A 19,670-nucleotide genomic window follows, 5' to 3' on the forward strand; every position below is an offset into this window, starting at 1 on the left:
CAAAATGACCATGCATGCAAACCATCAACTTGTCTTAACCGCAATAGGAGAAGACAGATCTGGTATTGTTGGCGAATTGACCCAGCTTGTGAGTGACTGCAACTGTAATATTATCGACAGTCGTATCGCAATATTGGGAAATGAATTTACCTTTATTATGTTACTCGCCGGTGACATGGCGTCTATTAGTCGTGTAGAACATACCTTACCAGCAAAAGGGATGGAACTCGGTCTCTTAACCATGATGAAACGCACGTCGAGCCATCAGCAAGGCGAATACAGTGCAGGTTATACTTTGGAATATGAAGGACTAGATACTCCCGGTACACTAAGCAAAGTGACGCGCTATTTTGCAGCACAAGGAGTGAATATTTGTTCACTGAAGTCAGATACCTTTGAGCAAGAAGACGAGCTACATATGCGCTGCGAGCTTGAGTTTAATATTCCAGTGGATGTGGATATTGATAACTTTAAAGTTCAGTTCGAAGATCTTTCTCACTCCTTAAACGTAGACTATATATTTAGACGCATTCGCTAAGGATTTACTATGAATACTTTAAAAGTTGGTGATCAAGCGCCACTATTTTCACTGCAAAACCAAAACGACGAGACCGTTGAACTTGCTACTTTATTAAAGTCTCACCAAGTTTTAGTCTATTTTTATCCTAAAGCATTGACCCCGGGCTGTACGGTTCAGGCCGAAAATCTACGCGACCACAAAGCTGAACTGGCTGAATTAAACACCGTAGCCGTTGGCATTAGTCCAGATCCTGTGAAAAAGTTAAAGAACTTTGAAAACAAAAAAGAACTCAACTTTGACTTACTTTCGGATGAAGACCACGCGGTAGCCGATGAGTTTGGTGTGTGGGGACTAAAGAAATTTATGGGCAAAGAATATGATGGCATTCATCGCCTATCTTTCTTAGTCGGTCAAGACGGTACCATCAAGCACGTGTTCAATAAGTTTAAAACCAAAGATCACCATGAAGTCGTGATTAACCACTTAAAAGAGCAAGCTTAAAGTGACTCCTTAAACCGTATTTACGTATATTTAAGAAATAAAAAACGGAGCAAATGCTCCGTTTTTTATTCACTTCAACCGACTTTAATCAAGCGCTTTTTCTACTTTATCAAATAGCGTCGTGATCTCTTTACTTGGCTCCTTGGTCAGTAAGCTGACAGCAAAGATAGCGATTGTCGCAACAATGAATCCAGGAACAATTTCATATAATGTCGCGCTAAGCGGCTCACCATTATAAGTAAACGGACCATAGATCCATACCAACACAGTCACTGCGCCAGATACCATACCAGCAAGCGCGCCAGCAAAGTTCATGCGAGACCAGAATAAGCTTATCAGCACCAGTGGGCCAAATGCGGCACCAAAACCAGCCCAAGCATTACTTACAAGATCTAGAATCGAGCTATCTCTGTCGTACGCAAGATAAATGGCAGCAAGCGCTACAACCAACACACTAGTACGACCAACAAGTACCAGCTCTTTATCCGAAGCATCCTTATTCAAGAATATTTTATAAAAGTCTTCAGTTAACGAACTTGAACTCACTAACAATTGCGAAGAAATAGTACTCATAATTGCGGCAAGAATAGCTGCCAGTAAAAAACCTGCAATCAATGGGTGGAACAATAGCTGAGATAAAATCAAGAAAATGGTCTCGGCATCATCCACAACAATCCCATGTTCATGTGCGTAAGCTGCACCAAACAAACCTGTGCCCACAGCACCGAGAGCTGCAACTATCATCCAGCTCATCCCTATACGACGCGCTGTCGGCATGTCTTTCACACTTCGAACAGACATAAAGCGCACGATAATATGAGGTTGACCAAAGTAGCCAAGACCCCAAGACATTGCCGAGATAATACCTATTGCACCGGCCGAGCCAACCCAAGTTAACATCGTTGGGTTTAACTCATTTAGTGTTTGAGACAGCGGATTATCGAGCAGTGAGAAGGTAACTAAAGGCACTAAAATCAAAGCGATAAACATAATACAACCTTGCACAAAGTCGGTCAGGCTCACCGCTAAAAAGCCGCCAAATAAAGTATAAAGCACAACAACGCCGGTGGTGATGTATAAACCACTCTCATAGCTCATACCAAATGAACTTTCAAACAGCTTACCACCAGCAACCACACCAGAGGAGGTGTATAAGGTGAAGAAAACAATGATCACCAACGCTGAAACTATTCTTAACGCGTTTCCTTTATCTTCAAAACGATTTGCAAAATAGTCAGGAATGGTTATCGCGTCATTTGCATACTCTGTGTAAACACGCAGGCGTGGTGCAACCAATAAATAGTTAAGCCAAGCACCAATCACAAGACCTATTGCAATCCATGTACTGCTAAAACCATACAGGAACATGGCACCCGGCAGACCCATTAAGATCCAACCACTCATGTCGGATGCGCCCGCTGAAAGCGCCGCTACACTTGGTGGTAAGCTACGACCGCCCAACATGTAGCCAGACACATCACTGGTCGACTTTTTATATGCGTATAACCCAATTCCCAACATCGCAATAAAATACAGTGCGAGAGAGATTATCGTACCTATCTCCAAATTAGCCTCCTAATTGTTAGTTGGGCTCTTCTCCAAATGTGAGCTTTTTCTATCACTTAATTGTTCGATTTCTAACTCACTTTGAATAAAAGCCAAAAACATAAAGAACCCACTATAACATGCACAAACCATACACCCAACCACCTGCGACCATTGATCAAAATAGTATTTTATTCGTACCTAATTCAATTGGTTAATTATCATTCGCCCTATGTTCTGTATTTACCCATATTCTATAAACTCAATTTCCCAGCGTGACCTGATCGCACTTTTACCTTATATTAAAGCCAATAGCATTTTGTTTGGACGGTAGTATCTATGTACTTTTACGCGGCTCGTCAGCCAATTTTTGATGTCCAAAGGGAATTGATTGGCTACGAACTTTTATTTCGTGATGGCCTAAATAATGTATTTCCCGAAATTGACGGTGATGAAGCAACAAGTCGCTTGGTTGAAGGCAGCCAGTTTACCTTTGGTCTTGATGACCTCACAAATCAACGCCCTGCTTACATTAACTTCACTCTAGAGACGCTGGCAAAAGGCTATGTGCAAATGTTGGCGCCTGAACAAGTCGTCGTAGAAATATTAGAAACGGTACAACCGGGGAAACGACTCTTAGCGTGTGTAAAAGAGCTTAAAGAGCAAGGCTATACGCTTGCACTTGACGATTACCATCACCAAAATGTGTGGCGCCATTTTTTTCCCTATATTGACCAGATAAAAGTCGATTTGTTGGCAACTAACCTAGAGCAAATCCATGCCATTAAAGCCGCGATACAGGATTTCCCAAACATTGATTTAGTGGCAGAAAAAGTAGAAACCTACGAACAGTTTGAGCTCGCCAAGTCGCTTGGATTCAAATATTTTCAAGGCTTCTTTTTTGCCAAACCCGAAATGGTCAAAACCAAAGCGTTGGCTCCTTCGGAATTAGCCATGGCTGAATTGCTTTATGAGACTTCAAGCGTTGAGCCCGATCTTGCTAGGATCACACAGGTCTTTGAACGTGATGTAAACCTAAGCTACAAACTTCTTCGTTATGCAAATAGTGCTGTATTTAAACGCCGAGCAGAAATATCAACGATTAAACAAGCCTTGGTTGTACTCGGTAGTGAAGAGCTTAAGCGTCTGATCTCATTATTATTTGCTTCACAGCTTAATACTGAAAAGCCCAAAGAACTACTTTCACTCTCATTATTGCGCGCACATTTTATGGAAGCAATAGCAACCAAGGCCAATAAGATCTCTGATACTGGAAGTACATTTTTGGTTGGCATGATGTCACTGATGGACGCCATTCTCGATGACGATATGGCAAGCTTATTGACGAAATTACCCTTATCTCAAGAAATTAAATCAACCCTACTGAAAAAACCGAGTGCTTTTGGTATTTATCTGGACCTTGCTGAATCTATGGAAAAAGGTGACTGGGATAGTGTTGAAACCATATCAAAATCTCTTGGCGTAACCAGCCAAAATATCGCCGAGCTATATCAAAAGTCGCAAGTTTGGAGTGACACTCAAATAAAAGCGATAGAGTAACCAACCAAAGGATGCGACAATCTGTCGCATCCCGCTAAGCACCTGATAGCGATAAAATAAGTGCACTAAAACAACTTCAAAGTGAACTTATGAAACGCACCCTACTCTCTCTTGCTATTGTTTCCTTATCTCCCATCACCCATGCTGATGAAATTGAAAAAATCGTTGTTATTGCACCGATGCAAACACCAATTACGCTAACAACGGATACCAAAGCAGTACGCCAACCACTACCAGCACAAGATGGTGCGGATTTACTCTCTTCAATTGCGGGGTTCTCACTAATTAAAAAAAGCGGCGCAAGTGCTGACCCTGTGTTTCGTGGCATGGCAGGCTCAAGAATTGCCATTATCGCCAATAATGGTCAAACGCTTGGTGGTTGCGGTAGCCGCATGGACCCGCCTACGGCATATATTACGCCACAATCCTACGACACCTTAAAAGTCATCAAAGGCCCACAAACTGTATTGCATGGTCCAGGCAACAGTGCTGCGACTGTGGTTTTTGAGCGTAAAAATGAACGCCTAGCTAAATCTGAAGTGATTGGCTTTACCAATGCGGTGCTTTCGAGCCAAGGCCGCCACAGTGTTAACAGTGATATCAAGGTTGGTAATGAACGCGGATACGCCCGGATCGCAGCAAATTACAGTGATGCAGATGATTATGAAGATGGTAATGGCACCAAAGTTCACTCAGCGTATGAACGCTGGAATGTAGATACAGAGTTTGCCTATACCCCAAGCGATGACGCCTTTTACTCTATCACTTACGGGGTAAGCGATGGTGAAGTTGCCTATGCCGACCGCATGATGGATGGCAGCCTCTTCGACCGAGAAAATATTGGCCTGAATATCAAATTATCTTCCCTTTCATCTCTGATTGAAGAGTTAACATTCAACGCATACTATAACTACGTTGACCACATCATGGACAATCATAGCTTACGTCCTTTTGTTGCTAACATGATGATGAAAACCCCAACCTCCTCCAATCCTGACCGTAAAACTTATGGCGCAAAGCTTACGTTGACTTCAGAAGTCAATGCCCAACATCCTTTTATTTACGGTGTCGATTATCAAGCAAATGAGCACCGCAATCGAGTCAGCCGAGATCAATTCAACAATCCGGTAGAAACGATGCCACGCCAAATAGATGCTGAATTTAGACAGCTCGGTGTATTTGCCGAGTTCGAATATCAATTGAGTCAAACTAGCCAATGGGTTAGCGGATTGCGCATTGATGATTGGCAAAGTGAAGATCATCGCACCATGATAAGCGCAATGATGTCGATGAAACCAAACCCAACCGCCCTACAAACAAGAGACGATACGTTATTCAGCGGATTTAGCCGCTATCAAGCACAATCTAAAAACAGTAGCTATTTTGTCGGCTTCGGCGTTACAGAGCGCTTTCCCGATTACTGGGAAGTAGTCGGTGGTAGCCGAGGAAGTGAAACGTCTATTTCTGCCTTTAATGTCGATACTGAAAAAACCGTGCAATTAGATGCTGGATTGGTAAAGCAGTTCAAAGACATTAACGTCAACTTCTCAGTGTTCTATAACCAAATTGACGACTATTTATTAATCGACAATATGTTTGAAAAGATGAATATGATGTCAAAAGTGACCAGAAATATTGACGCGGAAACCTTAGGTTTTGAGGGTGAAGTAATGTGGCAAGCGAGCAAAGCGCTGCAACTCACCAGTAGTATCAACTACGTAAAGGGTAATAACCTTACCGACAATCTCGCATTAGCTCAGCAACCGCCTCTGCAACTGCGTATTGCGAGCAATTACCAACTAAGCGATAAGTGGCAACTAGGCGGATTGGTAAGATTAGTACAACACCAGCATAGAGTGGCGATTGGACAAGGGAATATTGCAGGGCAGGACATCACTGCAACGGCAGGCTTTGGCACACTTTCACTCAATACCAATTATCAATATAGCGATGCATTACAGCTCAGTGCTGGCGTAGATAATGTACTCGATAAAACCTATGCCGAACATTTAAGTCGTTCAGGCGCCGCGGTAAGTGGCTTTGACCAAATTGATCGAGTCAATGAGCCGGGACGGACGCTCTGGGCAAATCTTAACTGGCGCTTCTAACCATATACTAAGATAACCAAAAGGTCGGCGATTGCCGACCTTATTTTTACAAGTTCTCTAAAAAGTTCTCGTCAAAATCATCCGGCTCTTCTTCCATTGGCGGGTTGCCATCGAATAGCTCGTACAATTGACGTTGATAATATACATCCTTTAAGAAAGTGTATGGATCAAGCGACTCATTTAGCAGCTTTTCTTGTGACATCAAAGCCGCTCTTGCTTCAACCGCACGCAGCGCGAACACTAATACTGTTTGTGGCGTAGTGAGTGCAATTTCTGGCAAGACAAAGTTATCGACTACATCACCCGTTAAGTTTCTCGCGGTCGTAGGTCCCATACCAGGGATCATAATATACGCACCATCGCCAACGCCCCACACACCAAGGGTTTGGCCAAAATCTTCGTCTTTAAGCTCAAGCCCAAGTGTTTTCGCAACATCAAACAAGCCAAAAATACCGACCGTAGAATTAACTAAAAAGCGAGCAACATTGATTGCCATATGATCAGGCTTACCCTGTAGTGCTGCGTTTACTGCATCGGTCGGTGCGGCGATGTTGGTGGTGAAATTAACCACACTACTGCGTACAGGAGCGGGAGTAACCGCGACATACCCTTTAGCAACAGGACGCAAAATATAGGCATCCAACACATCCATATTGAAGTCATAGAGTGGGCGGTTAAGTGATTGAAATGGATCTCGTGGATCCTTTTTCTCTTCGGGTACTTGCGCACAACCAACAATGGTCAACGCAAGTAAGCCTGTGAGCACAGCTTTAAGCATTTATTTCCCTGTATTTGTTAAGACACGACTAATCTCGACATTGAGCTGATTTTCGCCTTGTTGAAGTTCAATTACGCTTGAAACACCCTCAAGTTCTCCTTCTGAAGGCATAACTGAACCATCATTAGAAACACGAGCAGTAACCGTAACTTGAGAAAATTTCGACAAGGTTAATTCAGGCATCATTGCCATACTATCATCTAGGTTTACCGTCATTGGCAAGTTAAAGTTTGTAATTTTGGCCACCGCCAATGGCATGGCAGGACCTTCAGCTGCTTTTGCAAAAACGAACAAGGTGCTGTCCTTTGGAATGTTATTCTGTAACTCAGCTGAAATGGTTACAGTAGCGACAATACCAGCTTTTACAGCCACTGGTTCGTCTTTTTGTTGACCCAACTTTTGTTCGATTTCAGCAATGCGCCCTGCAATCATCTCATAACGCGGATCATCTTTGGTTAATTGTGACAACAAGACTTCAAAGGCGGCTTTTGACTCTTTCCAATCTTGACGTTCATAGGCAATTAACGCCAGCAAGCTTATCGCATCAATATTCGTTGGATCATTCTTGAGCACTTTTGACAACATTCTGGCCGCGCGATTCATACTTGGCTCTGAGCCCTCTATCAATAATGCTTGGCTATAATTCACCAGAACATTATTGTTATTAGGTTGCATCACGAGTGCTTTATCAAATGCCTGCATCGCCATCTCAAAGTCACTAAGTGACATTGCAACACGACCAAGTAACATCCATGCAACTGCATCATCGCCAGCTGTTGCTAGTTTAGTTCTTAGCCCCAGCGCAAATGCTTGTAGCTCGTTGGCATTAAGCGGCTCTCCAGATTGCATTACTGCACGCTCACCATACTCAGGTAACTTTTCAACGGCTTCATGCCAGCTCGCTATTTGCCTGTGGCTACCTGTGTAGTAATAAAAGACACCAGTGACCAGCACCATAAATGCAATACCCGTCAGCGCCAACACACGGTTGTCTCCGCGACTCGTCAATGATTGTTCAGGCGATAACTCATTCAATAAGCGACGCTTGAGTTCAACCACGGATTCACTATAACTGTCTTTTTCAATACGCTGATTAGCAAGCTCTTCTTTTAATTCTTCCAAACGTTGATGGAAAATATCGATACGCTCAGCATTCGCATCGTGATCAACCGTGATGCGCTTTTCCTTTTTAATAAACGGAAAAACCACAAAGAGACCGGCAAATACGCCCAGCAGAAGAAACAAAAACCACATTTGGGTTAAATCTGTCGAGAATTCGCTCACTGCTCACGCTCCTGACGTTGATATTGATTAATGAGCTCTGTCAGCTTTTGTTCGTCCGCTGCATTCCAATCTTGCTTTTTCGCAGCGCGCTTTTGACGAAATACAATAAAGCCGAAGCCTAAAATAATGATTGCCACTGGCAGTACCCAAAGTACAATCGTTGCAGGCGTAACCGGTGGTTGATAATGAACGAAATAGCCATAGCGGTCGATCATATAATCAATGACCTCTTGCTTAGACTGACCTTCATTAACCAAAGCGATAACTTTGTCACGTAGATCTTTGGCTACGACAGCATCTGAATCGGCAATGTTTTGGTTCTGGCATTTCGGGCAGCGTAGCTCATGAGTCAGCTCTCGGAAAGTTTGCTCACGTTCAGCTGTAGCAAAGTTATATTTGTCTTCCGTTGCTTGCGCCGCTGCGGCAATCATCATTAAAAGCAAAACAATTACATATTTCATTGCGTTAGCTCCTGATAGATTGCTGCAAATTTAGTACGCCACACGCGTTCATTGATGTCGCCAGTATGATGCAACACAATCTTACCTTGCTTATCTACCAAAAAAGTCTCTGGCGCGCCTGAAACACCTAGATCCAGTGCTAATGTACGCTCCAAATCAAGAATGTTAAATTGGTATGGGTTACCTGCACGGCTCAACATGTTATTGACATCTTGTCTTAGAGCATTGATATCAAACTGGTCGCCAAAATCAGGGTCATAAGCCTGCTCGTAATACAGACCTATTATTTTCACACCACGCTCTCTAAGCTCAGTTAAATAACCCAGCTCAGCGATACACGTTGGGCACCAAGTGCCCCATACGTTCATCAAGTAGACTTCACCCTTAAGCGAGTCGGCGGTCCAGGTTTTATCACTATCCATTAGGTCCGGTAATGAAAACTCAGGCATAGTGTGTCCTAAACGGCCGGTCTGGATCTCTCTAGGATTACCAAAAAGTCCTTGGTACAAAAACACACACAGGAAAATAAATATCAAAAAAGGCACTAAACCTAATAACTTGCGGTTCATGTTAAGCCTCCACTTGGGATGATTTTTTCACGCGGCTGCGGTAGCGTTTATCCGCAAGCACAATGAAGCCGGCAAAAGAGATAAGTAGCCCACCTAACCACATCCAGCGTACGTATGGTTTGTGATAGATCCTAAGCGACCACGCGCCTGCAGAAAGCGGCTCGCCGAGTGCTAGATATAAATCACGAAAGAAGCCATCATCAATCGCGGCTTCGGTCATAAACTGCATCCCTACATCATAGCGGCGTTTTTCTGCATGCAGCTCGGTGACTTTTTTACCATTTTTGAATACCGTCACTACGCCTGCATGGCCACCGTAGTTCGGGCCTCGAATTTCTTTTACCCCATCAAAGCGATATTCGTACTCGTTTAGCATCGCCGTTTCACCCGGTTTCATGCTCACGGAGCGCTCAACTGAGTATGCTGAAGTTAACGTCACCGACGCGATAACAAAGGCAATACCAACGTGCCCGAGTACCATTGCCCAATAGCTTAATCCTAACTTTTTAAAGCCGATTGCAACACTGGGGTGAACAGTCACTTTATTAAATAAGTCAGCAGCAGTAGCCACACTTATCCACACAGCTAAAGCGGTCGCAACAAACGTAAGTGGCGCCACCACTTCGTAGCTCGAGTACAACCACGTCGCCGTGAGCACTAAACTCACCGCAATCAATACAGCCCATTTTTTCACTAGTGGCGGCATTTTATTTTGTTTCCAGCGCAGCATAGGTGCTAAACCCAGCAAAATCGCGAACGGCACGATTAATATCGCAAACATTTGGTTAAAGAAAGGTACGCCAATAGAAATAGAGCCTAAGCCCAACTCTTTATGGATCATAGGCAATAGCGTACCCAATAATACAATCAAGGTCGCAACCACTAAGAAGATATTGTTTATCCACAGTGCTACTTCACGCGAAAGGAATTGATAACGCCCTTCGCTATATACTTGAGCTACGCGCAGTGCGTAAAGCGCTAAGCTACCACCCACAACCACAGCCAAGAATGACAGGATATATAAACCACGGTCGGGATCGGTTGCAAACGCATGCACCGAAACGATAATGCCTGAGCGAACGATAAAGGTACCCAGTAAACATAAACTAAACGCGGTGATAGCAAGTAGTACTGTCCAAGACTTAAACACACCACGCTTTTCTGTTACTGCGAGTGAATGCAATAAAGCGGTTGCAACAAGCCAAGGCATCAGTGAAGCGTTCTCAACCGGATCCCAGAACCACCAACCGCCCCAGCCTAGTTCTGAGTACGCCCACCAACTACCAATAGTAATGCCTAGAGTAAGAAAGCCCCATGCGGCCATTGTCCAAGGACGTGACCATTTAGCCCAAGTGTTATCAAGTTTACCGGTTAAAAGCGCAGCAATTGCAAAAGAGAAAGACACAGATAAGCCAACATAACCCATATAAAGGAGTGGCGGGTGAATGATCATTCCAGGGTCTTGCAATAATGGATTTAAATCACGCCCTTCAACAGGGAAGTAAGGAAGCAAACGCTCAAACGGGCTCGACATCCACAGGGTATAGAGCATAAAGCCCACACCTAAAAAGCCAAGTACGCCTAACACACGCGCTCGCAATACCCACGGTAGCGACTTTGACATCACTGCAACCAGCATGGTCCACATGGATTGCATCACTAACCACAGTAAAATTGCGCCTTCATGTCCACCCCACGTTGAGGTGATTTTATAATACCAAGGCAAAGTACTGCTCGAATGATGTGCCACATACGCAACCGTAAAGTCATCCATTAATGTGATGTATATCAGTACCACAAATGAGAACACCACAAGAATACACTGACCAACGGCCAGTGAAGGAGCGGCTTTCATCAGCCTCAAATTACCCGTATAAGCACCCCACAATGGGAAAATACACAGTAATAAGCTCAATGCCATCGCCAGAACTAAAGCGAAGTAACCTATTTCTGGGACCATCTTAGTTCTCGCTGTTTAAATTATATTTTGGCTTTTCGTGCTTAATGCCTTTCACGGCTTCCGCCACTTCTGATGGCATATACTCTTCATCATGCTTGGCAAGTACTTCAAACGCTTCAACTACATTAGACTCAACTAATGTCCCTTGTGCTACGATACCTTGGCCTTCACGGAATAGATCAGGAAGAATGCCTTTATAACGAATAGTAACCATTGGACCGGTGTCGATAAGTTTAAATGACACATCTAAGGACGTTTCATCACGCACCACTGAGCCCGGCACAACCATACCGCCAATGCGCAGTTTCTGGCCAATTTGCGGTATTTCTTTTAACTCACCTTTACCTTCAACAAGCTCGCTCGGCGTGTAAAACAAATTAATATTTTCTTGTAGTGCGTAAAGCGTAAGCCCGACCGCTGCGCCAATACCAAAGATAACGGCAACAACGGTGAATAATCTCTTTTTGCGTCTAGGATTCATGCTTGCGACTCCTCTTTTGCTTTTTTAATGCGTGCTTCTCTTGCCATTTGCGCTTTAACTGCTTGCTTTAGCGCCTTACCATCCAAGATAGAGCCGGCTAAAATACCAGCCAGTATTAATGCACATGAGCCAAATGAGAGCCAAACATAAAAGCCATAACCACCCATGGCTAAAAATTCACTGAAGGATTCAAACTGCATGATTAACCCCTATTCACTAATTCGCGGACCCAAGGACGGTGTTGCTCACTTCGTAAAATTTCATTTTTCAAACGAATTAGCGTAACCACGCCAAGCACACCAGCAAACGCCACTATGTTGATCAACAAAGGCCACAACATAGAAGGATCAATCGCTGAAGTATCAAATTTGGTGATAGTCGACCCCTGATGCAACGTGTTCCACCACTCTACCGAGAAATGAATAATAGGCAGATTAACGACCCCGACAATGGCAAGAATACAGGCAGCTCTACCACCTGATTTTTTATCTTCAAAGGCATGATATAGAGACAAAACACCGAAGTACAAAAACAATAGGATAAGCTCTGATGTCAATCTTGCATCCCAGACCCACCAAGCACCCCACATAGGTTTCCCCCAAGCAGCACCAGTGATTAACGCAATCGCGGTCATTGCCGCACCAATAGGAGCAATGGCTATAACCGCCAATTCAGCGTTACGAATTTGCCATACCAAGGCAACAATAGCCGCAATAGCCATAGACGAGTATGCGCCCATTGACCAGATAGCCGACGGCACATGAATAAAGATAATACGATAGCTGTCTTTTTGTTGGTAGTCGGCTGGCGCATAGGCTAACCCCCAAACCCATCCAACAATTAAGCCCACTACCGCAATCACGGCAAAGTAAGGAAGCAAGGTGTTACACAGTTGGTAAGCACGCTCCGCTTTGGCATAAGGATGTAACCACTTCCACATTTTAACTTACACTCACTCTTAAAGCTGACGATATGGCAATTGGTGCGGCAACAATTGCGACGGCAAGCATCGCACCAAGGATTGCAAGCTGACCACCATACGCTAAAGACATGCTACTGGTATCTATGGCAGACGTTGCAAAAATCAATACGGGGATATAAAGCGGTAGGACAAGTAAACTCATTAAAATGCCACCCTTTTGCAATGCAACGGTGAGTCCTGCGCCAATGGCCCCAATAAAACTTAATAACGGTGTACCTATCAGTAAGGTCAATACAGTCGCATTGAGAGACTGCGACTCGAGATTCATTAACAGCGCGAACAAGGGCGCAAGCACCACCATTGGCAAACCACTGACTGTCCAATGCGCTGCTACTTTTGCTAATACTGATAGCGATAAAGGATAAGGTGAAGCAATCAATTGCTCTAATGAGCCGTCGTTGTAATCGTCCCTAAATAATTTATCTAGACCTAACATAGTCGATAAAAGCGCCGCTACCCAAATAATACCCGGTGCCATTCTGGTAAGCAGCGCAGGTTCGGGCCCAATTGCTAACGGAAATAGGGTGATCACGATTAAGAAAAACAACAGCGGGTTGACTATCTCAGCGCGTTGTCTAAAGGCCAAGGTCACATCTTTGGCGTAAACCGATTTAAAAGCTAACCAGTAAGAATGTTGAGTCTGCATTACAAACGGTACTCCAACGCCAAGGTTTGTAACTGTGCAAAATGTGCGGTGAGATCTTGGTGGGTCGTCAATAAAATGGCGCCCCCCTTGTCAAGATGAGACTGAAATTGGGTTTGCAACATGGCGACCCCTTTTTTATCCAGTGCAGTAAATGGTTCATCTAGCACCCAAAGCTTGGCCTGATTCAGCCACAAACGTACTAACGCAACACGGCGCTGTTGGCCTGCCGACAATGTCCGCACAGGTACATCTTCAAGCCCTATTAAACCGAGCTTGGCAAGCAGTGTATAGACTTCTTCTTCATCGGCCTGAGCGCCATGAACCATAAGCCAATGTTGGACATTTTCGTAGGCGCTAAGTTGTTGATTGACACCTGTCTTATGACCAATAAATAATAAATCGGCAGCGAATGAATCATAATCATCGCTGATATCAGTGCTGTTGTAGCGGATCTGCCCTTCGTCCGCTCTGGCGAACCCAGCAATGATCCTCAACAAAGAGGTTTTTCCGGCACCATTTGGGCCTTCAATTTGCATGATCTGCCCCGCATGGAGAGTGAAACTTAATGAGTCAAACAAGCATCTATCTTGTTTGGTACAAGTGACGGCGTCTATCTCTAGCAAACTTGGGCTTCTCTTTACCTAAAATTGGGCGTTAGTCTAACATAATGGTATGGTAATACGAATAATCCGATGCGACCGATTAGCGAAAATTTGATTTAAAATAATGAATAAGCTGCCAATTACAACAAATACGACGACAGCATCTGTGATAAGCACAGATAATAGCGAAGTATCGAGATTAGACTTAGCCAAAAACCAACCGTTTACAGCAAAGAATATCCAAATTAGTAACGATAAACTAAAAATGGATGTGGCAATTGATGGCCGCTGGCAAACTATCCAACTAGCGCTTAAGCCTCCAACCCAGCCCAATCAGCTTCCAGAAGCACAGGTTAGTATTGATGAAACTGGCAAGGTGGTCACCTTTCAAACGCCCAAATTACAAGCGCAGGTAACGCTAACAAAACAGCTTTTTGATATTTTAACGACGTTAAAAACGCATACGCCAAGCCCAGTAGTACAGTCTTCAGCGACCACGTTGCCAGACGCCACATTACACATCAAGGCGCTTGATCTAAAAATACCGCTTCCGCAAGCCGTGGCACAATTGCTCGCAAGTGAAAACAAACTCATTGCGCATCTTAGTGCCCAACAAAGTAATGTTTCCTTGCAGGTCGTCAATCAATTTAAAGACTTGCTGTTTAGTACGGCTTTACCTAAGTCAATGATTGCAAAACTTATCTCTAGTCAACTTAGTAGTGTTGAGGTGAAGCCGCTGCCAAGTGGAGTAACACTTAACATTCATGATCGTTCAGTAACCTTATCGCCAATAAGCAGTAACTGGCCTGCAGCAACCACATGGCAAAAAGGCGAAGTAAAAACGGCTTTCAATGGAATTGATATCACAAAATCGACACAACAAGTAAAAGTAGAAACCATAAAGCCGCTTAGCGCTTTGCTACAACAGGTAAGCGCAGTCAATAAGGATGAACCTTCACCGATTGAGTCACGCTTAGCATCAGTACATACGCTGGCGTATGACAAACCGTTACTTGAAGTCAATCTGCAACAAATTAAGTCAACGGTAGTAAAAGCGTTGCAAGTACTGATCGGAAGACCTTTTGGGAAGCCACTCACAAGTCAGGTCGTTCAACCCACGAACTCCCCAGTTAATAAAAGTAAAAATGATGTTTTGAGTCACTCGGTCGCAACTCTGCTTGAGCCAAGCGAGAAAGTAAGTGCTCACAATGAAAATAAACCAAGCACGCCACTGCAGCAACTCTCAAACCAAATAAAACTTAATCTTACAGAGCTGATGGCAAAGCAACCATTACCATTGCAAAAAAGTCACACACCTTTACAAACCGAAAAGTTAGCCAGCTCCATTGCTCGTTACTTACAACACCAGCTCGCAGAGACACCAAAATATCAGGCGCCACCGGTCGATTTTGAGGTAAAACAAAAAGCCCTGTCCTTATTATTGGACACCCTCACAGGTAAACTGTCGCTTAGCAACAAGCAAGTTGAACAGCTAACACAAGCATTAGCGCGGCCGCTTTATCGTAAAACGAGTTCTGCGCCTGTAGATCCTGCTAAAACGCTCCAGTTGCAATTTACACATTCACAAAGCACAAAAGTAACCGCTTCGCCTCCTCAAGTACCTCAGCCTACCAGCAATCAAATTAAAGGGGTAATTGAAGCCCTGCTTACTCTGCCCATGGCTAAGCCCGAACAAAAAGAAAACACACCAAACATGTTACGCCAAGCTTCTGCAACTATCGAAAAACTCGTAAAAGCAGATACATTCAAACAAACGCCTGAATTACAGAAATTAGTCAACCAAGCATTTACGCGCTTGCTTGATGACCGTTCAGTGAGCGCGCTTACCGTTAAGAACCAGTTAGAGAGCCAACTGGGCATGGCAACCTTTGCTAACACGCCAACAAGTTTAGCTCAATCGAGCTTTACACAAATGTTGGACCGTTTAATTGTGTCGTTATTAGGTAGTCAGGTGGCAAACCAAGCTCAGAGCAATGAGCAAGCAACGCAAAAAATACAAGCCTTGCTGGATACGCTACTACCACAGCTGAAGCTGCTCTCCCCCAAGCAAATAGCAGACGCGCTTCAACAACCACAAGCAAAAGAGCTGTTAAACGAATTGGGGCAATTGCACAACCAATTACAACCGCAACAATCACCGACTACAGCGACCAACTCTGCGAAACAAGACAGCGAAGCACAGTTGATTGTAAACCTGCTCTTCCCCACTAAAGTAGGACAAGAGCAACAGCAAACACAATTACAAATAGGTGAATATAAAAAGTCGCCCAAACCTGGTATGCCAGAGAAGTCTGTGTGGTTTATTCGTCTTTGTTTTGATTTTGCAGAAAAAGGTCAGATCCATGCCCAAGCCGAGCTGATGGATAAAGCCCTAGAATGTGCATTAGTAGCCACCTCCAATCAGGTCAAGCAGCTCGCAGAGCCACACTTGGCAACACTCAGGCATAAGTTAGCGTCTCATGGGCTGCAAGTCGCGGAGATAGGCCTTAGGGAAGAAGCCAGCTTTCAAGATAAATTCTTTAATGAACACGCAATTATCAACATTAAGGTGTAAAAGAGATGACACAAAAATCTGCTATCGGACTGTTATATGAAGCTGGAAGCGCACCTCAGGTCACCTTTAAAGGATATGGTGAGCTGGCAGAGGAAATTATTGCGCTGGCAAAAGAGAAAAACATCATGATCCACGAAGATGAATCATTAGCACAAACACTCAGTGCACTTGAGTTACACCAAGAGATCCCAAGGGAGCTCTACTATGTGATTGCTGAACTCATCGCTTTTTCTTACATTATGCGTGGTAAGTTTCCACCTGGCTGGGAAGGTTTTCGTGGCAAGCTAGATATTAAGGCATAGCCAAAACTTCCTACTTTCTAGGGCCTGTTGACCTTTGCTGTTTGATTTTTGTTCTCCTGAGTGTATTTTGATCGCGACGCTCGACTTGCCGCCTAGTAATCTAGGCAAAAGTTGAGCAACAAAGAACAAAGCGCACTCAGGGGAACTCAAAGGGCAGCGCTTGATTGGAATTTCTTCTGTGTTATCGCCTAACTTACATAGAATAACTAAGCTACGCAGGCTCTGCCTTGTATAAATACCAATCAAACTGCTGCAAAAACAAACTTGAAAGGTCAACAGGCCCTAGACAATCATTTTGATTTGTTATGTAAAGACATGAGCAGCTCCGCCTCAGCTCTTGGCAACTCACACTCGCGCATCACCTCTTCAATATCAGCGCCAAGTTCCACCATTTTCACGGCACGAGAATACATTTTTGCGTCGGGATCATCATATTTTTGTGCTGCTTGCTGATTCGCAACATCATTTAATTCTTGCTCGGTTGCGACCACCCGCTTACCAATACTCATGATACTGGCGCGTAACTCTGCAACTTCGCTGCGTAAAATTGCTATTTGTTGCTCAGACCCTTGTAGTGAGTTCGAAAGTTGCGCTGTTTGGCCCTGCGCATTCTGTAATTTTTTACCCAGCACAAAAACAAACCTCAAGCATACTAACGCAAGTATGCTTGAGGTTATTGATATGACGAGTAAAACGGTTTGTGCGTTTACTACTTCAGACATCTAAATATGACTCAGCTCATCCCATTCGTCATCACTTAATAGCTTATTAAGGTCGACTAAGATCAATAGCTCGCCTTCTCGGTTTGATACGCCTTGGATAAACTTAGCGCTCTCTTCAGTGCCGATGTTTGGCGCGCTGTCAATTTCCGAGCTACGTAAGTAAACCACCTCAGCAACGCTATCGACTAAGATACCAATAACTTGCTTCTCGGCTTCGATTATTACAATTCTCGAATTATCCGTCACTTCCGCACTTTGCAGACCAAACCTAGCTCGTGTGTCTATAACCGTTACAACGTTACCACGTAGATTAATGATCCCGAGTACGTAGCTTGGCGCACCTGGGACTGGTGCAATTTCGGTATAACGCAATACTTCTTGCACTTGCATTACATTGATACCGTAAGTTTCCTCTTCAAGCTTGTAAGTAACCCATTGCAATACTTCATCATTACTATCAGCATTTTTGTCTGCAGAAAGTAGTCTATCTTGGCTCATGGTTTCACTCCATCAATATACTAGTTACTGCTCTCGACTATCGAGGCCTTGTTCTAGCAAACGGTTTAAATTCTCTACATCAATCAGCGCGCACATTTTCTCTTTAATCACCCCAGCCAACCAAGGCCGTTTACCATCCGCTGTGCGCCACTTTATGTCTTCAGGCTTGAGGGTTAAATTGTTGACTAGTTTTTCTGCTAACAATCCCCAATTACTATCCCCAAGCGTAATCAAATACTGGTAATCCAGAGCATCTTCTAATTCTGGTGTTAACTTCTCAGGCATTACCCATTGCGCAGTATCAACAACATTAAGCTTTTCTTCACGATTTAGCATCACGCCTTTAAACCATTTAGGTTTACCAAAGAGTTGATTGACTTCACCCAGTTGGTGTATTCCCCCAAGTGATTTAAGCGGAACCGCCAGTGTTAAGCCTGCAACTTCAAAAAACAATGCCTGAAATTCACCTTCTTGATAGGCTTCCCTTGCAGAGACTGATTCTATCGTTGTCTGTTCTTTGATAATAGATGTATTTTCAGTGACTTCAAGATCTTGAGCTAATTTACTCGGTTGTTCTTCAATAACTTCACTCACCGACTCCTGAGGCTCTGTTGCAACGACAACTGGAAGGTCTGTGTCTTCAAGTTCGGATTCCGGCTCTTTTACTTGTTCAAGTAGCTTTGCAACTGGTGATAATTCGCATTGCTCAATCTCTGGCTCCTCTTGTAATAGGGCGCCAAGATACTGCTTCATCACCTTTTCATTTGCAAATAAATGCTTACTCATTATGCTCTCTAGCTTAACTGCTTCAAATAGTCCAATAGTGCACGATAAGCGAACACGCCTCGTGATTTAGGACAAAATTGTACTGGGACTTGCTGTGCAAGACTCGCATCCCTAAATTTGGTATCTACGGGAACCACACCTGGCCAAACGGCCTCTTTGTATGTTGCTAGCAACGTTTTATACGCCTCCAACGACGCTTTGGTCCGTTTATCATACATAGTTGGAATGATAGTATATTGATACTGTTTCTGCTGTGAAGACTGCATCAGCTCCATCGTGCGCATCATTCTATCTAGTCCCTTCAACGCCAAAAATTCAGTTTGGACAGGTACTAAAATTCGCTCACTCGCTGCTAATGCGTTAACCATCAGTACCCCAAGCACTGGTGGGCAATCTAAAATAGCATAGTCATATTGATCCGCTATTTTTTCGAGCGATTTCTTTAAGATAAGCCCCATGCCCGTTTTATTACCCATACTACGATCAAGCGTAGCAATGGCCATAGTGGCAGGCAAAATATCAAGATTCTCTATGGTTGATGGGCAAAGAGACTGTAAAATTTCTTCACTCGTCATGCTGCTGCCGCGTGCAAAAATATCATACACACTGACTTCTAACTCTTCAGAATCAATACCAAAGTAATATGTCAGTGAAGCATGTGGATCAGTATCAATAAGTAAAACTCGGTGACCCTGCTCAGCAAGAATGCCTCCTAAGCTCACCGTCGTCGTGGTTTTACCCACGCCACCTTTTTGATTTGCTACTGTCCAAATTTTCACTCTATATTCCT

Annotated in this window: 21 protein-coding genes; 6 read left to right on the forward strand and 15 right to left on the reverse strand. The window is 43.9% G+C overall.

Going from position 1 to position 19,670, the window contains the following annotated elements:
- The first annotated feature begins 4 nt into the window (after positions 1-4).
- Both A587_RS0113480 and bcp read left to right on the forward strand, forming a co-directional pair.
- Positions 5-538, forward strand: a complete 534-nt coding sequence (locus A587_RS0113480; RefSeq protein WP_010369065.1) for a glycine cleavage system protein R — start codon at positions 5-7, stop codon at positions 536-538.
- A 9-nt stretch (positions 539-547) separates the two neighbouring features.
- The gene (bcp, locus tag A587_RS0113485; RefSeq protein ID WP_010369066.1) at positions 548-1,021 is read left to right on the forward strand and encodes a thioredoxin-dependent thiol peroxidase; all 474 of its coding nucleotides are present in this window, start codon (positions 548-550) and stop codon (positions 1,019-1,021) included.
- Positions 1,022-1,105: 84 nt separating this feature from the next.
- Here bcp and putP read toward each other — a convergent pair whose 3' ends face one another.
- Positions 1,106-2,587 carry a sodium/proline symporter PutP gene (putP, locus tag A587_RS0113490; protein ID WP_017218023.1) on the reverse strand — a complete coding sequence of 494 codons (1,482 nt, stop codon included), beginning with the start codon at positions 2,585-2,587 and terminating at the stop codon, positions 1,106-1,108.
- A gap of 318 nt (positions 2,588-2,905) precedes the next feature.
- On the opposite strand from putP, the gene A587_RS0113495 reads away from it, so the two are divergent.
- Positions 2,906-4,126, forward strand: a complete 1,221-nt coding sequence (locus tag A587_RS0113495; protein ID WP_017218024.1) for an EAL and HDOD domain-containing protein — start codon at positions 2,906-2,908, stop codon at positions 4,124-4,126.
- A gap of 89 nt (positions 4,127-4,215) precedes the next feature.
- Positions 4,216-6,234, forward strand: coding sequence for a TonB-dependent copper receptor (locus A587_RS0113500; protein ID WP_017218025.1), 2,019 nt, complete (start codon positions 4,216-4,218; stop codon positions 6,232-6,234).
- 46 nt (positions 6,235-6,280) lie between these two features.
- Here A587_RS0113500 and A587_RS0113505 read toward each other — a convergent pair whose 3' ends face one another.
- The 10 genes from A587_RS0113505 to ccmA are packed head-to-tail and all read right to left on the reverse strand — an operon-like array spanning position 6,281 to position 14,018.
- Complete coding sequence (locus A587_RS0113505) at positions 6,281-7,012, reverse strand: MlaA family lipoprotein (protein WP_017218026.1); 732 nt, start codon at positions 7,010-7,012, stop codon at positions 6,281-6,283.
- Positions 7,013-8,266 (reverse strand): c-type cytochrome biogenesis protein CcmI, encoded by a 1,254-nt coding sequence (gene ccmI / locus A587_RS0113510; RefSeq protein WP_442852598.1) that lies wholly within the window; start codon positions 8,264-8,266, stop codon positions 7,013-7,015.
- 26 nt (positions 8,267-8,292) lie between these two features.
- Positions 8,293-8,757 carry a cytochrome c-type biogenesis protein gene (locus A587_RS0113515; RefSeq protein ID WP_010369077.1) on the reverse strand — a complete coding sequence of 155 codons (465 nt, stop codon included), beginning with the start codon at positions 8,755-8,757 and terminating at the stop codon, positions 8,293-8,295.
- Positions 8,754-9,326, reverse strand: coding sequence for a redoxin family protein (locus tag A587_RS0113520; RefSeq protein ID WP_010369079.1), 573 nt, complete (start codon positions 9,324-9,326; stop codon positions 8,754-8,756). Before A587_RS0113520 ends, A587_RS0113515 begins: the two co-directional genes overlap by 4 nt.
- A gap of 1 nt (position 9,327) precedes the next feature.
- Positions 9,328-11,286 (reverse strand): heme lyase CcmF/NrfE family subunit, encoded by a 1,959-nt coding sequence (locus A587_RS0113525; protein WP_017218028.1) that lies wholly within the window; start codon positions 11,284-11,286, stop codon positions 9,328-9,330.
- A gap of 1 nt (position 11,287) precedes the next feature.
- On the reverse strand, positions 11,288-11,767 hold the full coding sequence (ccmE, locus tag A587_RS0113530; protein WP_010369083.1) for a cytochrome c maturation protein CcmE: 480 nt from the start codon (positions 11,765-11,767) through the stop codon (positions 11,288-11,290).
- Positions 11,764-11,967, reverse strand: a complete 204-nt coding sequence (gene ccmD, locus A587_RS0113535; RefSeq protein ID WP_017218029.1) for a heme exporter protein CcmD — start codon at positions 11,965-11,967, stop codon at positions 11,764-11,766. Before ccmD ends, ccmE begins: the two co-directional genes overlap by 4 nt.
- A 2-nt stretch (positions 11,968-11,969) precedes the next feature.
- The gene (locus tag A587_RS0113540) at positions 11,970-12,707 is read right to left on the reverse strand and encodes a heme ABC transporter permease (protein WP_010369087.1); all 738 of its coding nucleotides are present in this window, start codon (positions 12,705-12,707) and stop codon (positions 11,970-11,972) included.
- A 1-nt stretch (position 12,708) separates the two neighbouring features.
- Positions 12,709-13,395 carry a heme exporter protein CcmB gene (gene ccmB / locus A587_RS0113545; protein WP_010606377.1) on the reverse strand — a complete coding sequence of 229 codons (687 nt, stop codon included), beginning with the start codon at positions 13,393-13,395 and terminating at the stop codon, positions 12,709-12,711.
- Positions 13,395-14,018 (reverse strand): cytochrome c biogenesis heme-transporting ATPase CcmA, encoded by a 624-nt coding sequence (gene ccmA / locus A587_RS0113550; RefSeq protein ID WP_083838450.1) that lies wholly within the window; start codon positions 14,016-14,018, stop codon positions 13,395-13,397. The genes ccmB and ccmA overlap by 1 nt, the downstream gene beginning before the upstream one ends.
- 103 nt (positions 14,019-14,121) lie before the next feature.
- Between ccmA and A587_RS0113555 the strand changes: the two genes are divergently transcribed.
- Positions 14,122-16,572, forward strand: a complete 2,451-nt coding sequence (locus tag A587_RS0113555; protein ID WP_017218031.1) for a flagellar hook-length control protein FliK — start codon at positions 14,122-14,124, stop codon at positions 16,570-16,572.
- Positions 16,573-16,577: 5 nt separating this feature from the next.
- A complete protein-coding gene (locus tag A587_RS0113560; RefSeq protein WP_010369096.1) occupies positions 16,578-16,874 on the forward strand; it encodes an EscU/YscU/HrcU family type III secretion system export apparatus switch protein in 297 nt (98 codons plus the stop codon).
- 290 nt (positions 16,875-17,164) lie between these two features.
- On the opposite strand, the gene A587_RS0113565 is transcribed toward A587_RS0113560, so the two are convergent.
- Genes A587_RS0113565 through A587_RS0113580 form a run of 4 tightly spaced genes read right to left on the reverse strand, consistent with a single transcriptional unit; the run spans position 17,165 to position 19,659 of the window.
- Entirely contained in the window at positions 17,165-17,596 is a 432-nt protein-coding gene (locus A587_RS0113565) for a DUF2802 domain-containing protein (protein WP_017218032.1), read from the reverse strand.
- On the reverse strand, positions 17,597-18,094 hold the full coding sequence (locus tag A587_RS0113570) for a chemotaxis protein CheW (protein ID WP_010369098.1): 498 nt from the start codon (positions 18,092-18,094) through the stop codon (positions 17,597-17,599).
- 24 nt (positions 18,095-18,118) lie between these two features.
- A complete protein-coding gene (locus A587_RS0113575; protein ID WP_017218033.1) occupies positions 18,119-18,880 on the reverse strand; it encodes a chemotaxis protein CheW in 762 nt (253 codons plus the stop codon).
- Between the two features lie 8 nt (positions 18,881-18,888).
- On the reverse strand, positions 18,889-19,659 hold the full coding sequence (locus A587_RS0113580; RefSeq protein WP_010369100.1) for a ParA family protein: 771 nt from the start codon (positions 19,657-19,659) through the stop codon (positions 18,889-18,891).
- Positions 19,660-19,670: the final 11 nt, after the last annotated feature.

The sequence above is a fragment of the Pseudoalteromonas sp. NJ631 genome (assembly GCF_000276645.1).
GTDB lineage: Bacteria > Pseudomonadota > Gammaproteobacteria > Enterobacterales > Alteromonadaceae > Pseudoalteromonas > Pseudoalteromonas piscicida.

Bases quoted from the DNA above. Each gene is read 5' to 3' on its own strand.
- A587_RS0113480 (WP_010369065.1), top strand. From the start codon at position 5: ATGACCATGCATGCAAACCATCAACTTGTCTTAACCGCAATAGGAGAA.
- bcp (WP_010369066.1), top strand. From the start codon at position 548: ATGAATACTTTAAAAGTTGGTGATCAAGCGCCACTATTTTCACTGCAA.
- A587_RS0113495 (WP_017218024.1), top strand. From the start codon at position 2,906: ATGTACTTTTACGCGGCTCGTCAGCCAATTTTTGATGTCCAAAGGGAA.
- A587_RS0113500 (WP_017218025.1), top strand. From the start codon at position 4,216: ATGAAACGCACCCTACTCTCTCTTGCTATTGTTTCCTTATCTCCCATC.
- A587_RS0113505 (WP_017218026.1), bottom strand. From the start codon at position 7,012: ATGCTTAAAGCTGTGCTCACAGGCTTACTTGCGTTGACCATTGTTGGT.
- ccmI (WP_442852598.1), bottom strand. From the start codon at position 8,266: ATGTGGTTTTTGTTTCTTCTGCTGGGCGTATTTGCCGGTCTCTTTGTG.
- A587_RS0113515 (WP_010369077.1), bottom strand. From the start codon at position 8,757: ATGAAATATGTAATTGTTTTGCTTTTAATGATGATTGCCGCAGCGGCG.
- A587_RS0113520 (WP_010369079.1), bottom strand. From the start codon at position 9,326: ATGAACCGCAAGTTATTAGGTTTAGTGCCTTTTTTGATATTTATTTTC.
- A587_RS0113525 (WP_017218028.1), bottom strand. From the start codon at position 11,286: ATGGTCCCAGAAATAGGTTACTTCGCTTTAGTTCTGGCGATGGCATTG.
- ccmE (WP_010369083.1), bottom strand. From the start codon at position 11,767: ATGAATCCTAGACGCAAAAAGAGATTATTCACCGTTGTTGCCGTTATC.
- ccmD (WP_017218029.1), bottom strand. From the start codon at position 11,967: ATGCAGTTTGAATCCTTCAGTGAATTTTTAGCCATGGGTGGTTATGGC.
- A587_RS0113540 (WP_010369087.1), bottom strand. From the start codon at position 12,707: ATGTGGAAGTGGTTACATCCTTATGCCAAAGCGGAGCGTGCTTACCAA.
- ccmB (WP_010606377.1), bottom strand. From the start codon at position 13,395: ATGCAGACTCAACATTCTTACTGGTTAGCTTTTAAATCGGTTTACGCC.
- A587_RS0113555 (WP_017218031.1), top strand. From the start codon at position 14,122: ATGAATAAGCTGCCAATTACAACAAATACGACGACAGCATCTGTGATA.
- A587_RS0113560 (WP_010369096.1), top strand. From the start codon at position 16,578: ATGACACAAAAATCTGCTATCGGACTGTTATATGAAGCTGGAAGCGCA.
- A587_RS0113565 (WP_017218032.1), bottom strand. From the start codon at position 17,596: ATGTCTGAAGTAGTAAACGCACAAACCGTTTTACTCGTCATATCAATA.
- A587_RS0113570 (WP_010369098.1), bottom strand. From the start codon at position 18,094: ATGAGCCAAGATAGACTACTTTCTGCAGACAAAAATGCTGATAGTAAT.
- A587_RS0113575 (WP_017218033.1), bottom strand. From the start codon at position 18,880: ATGAGTAAGCATTTATTTGCAAATGAAAAGGTGATGAAGCAGTATCTT.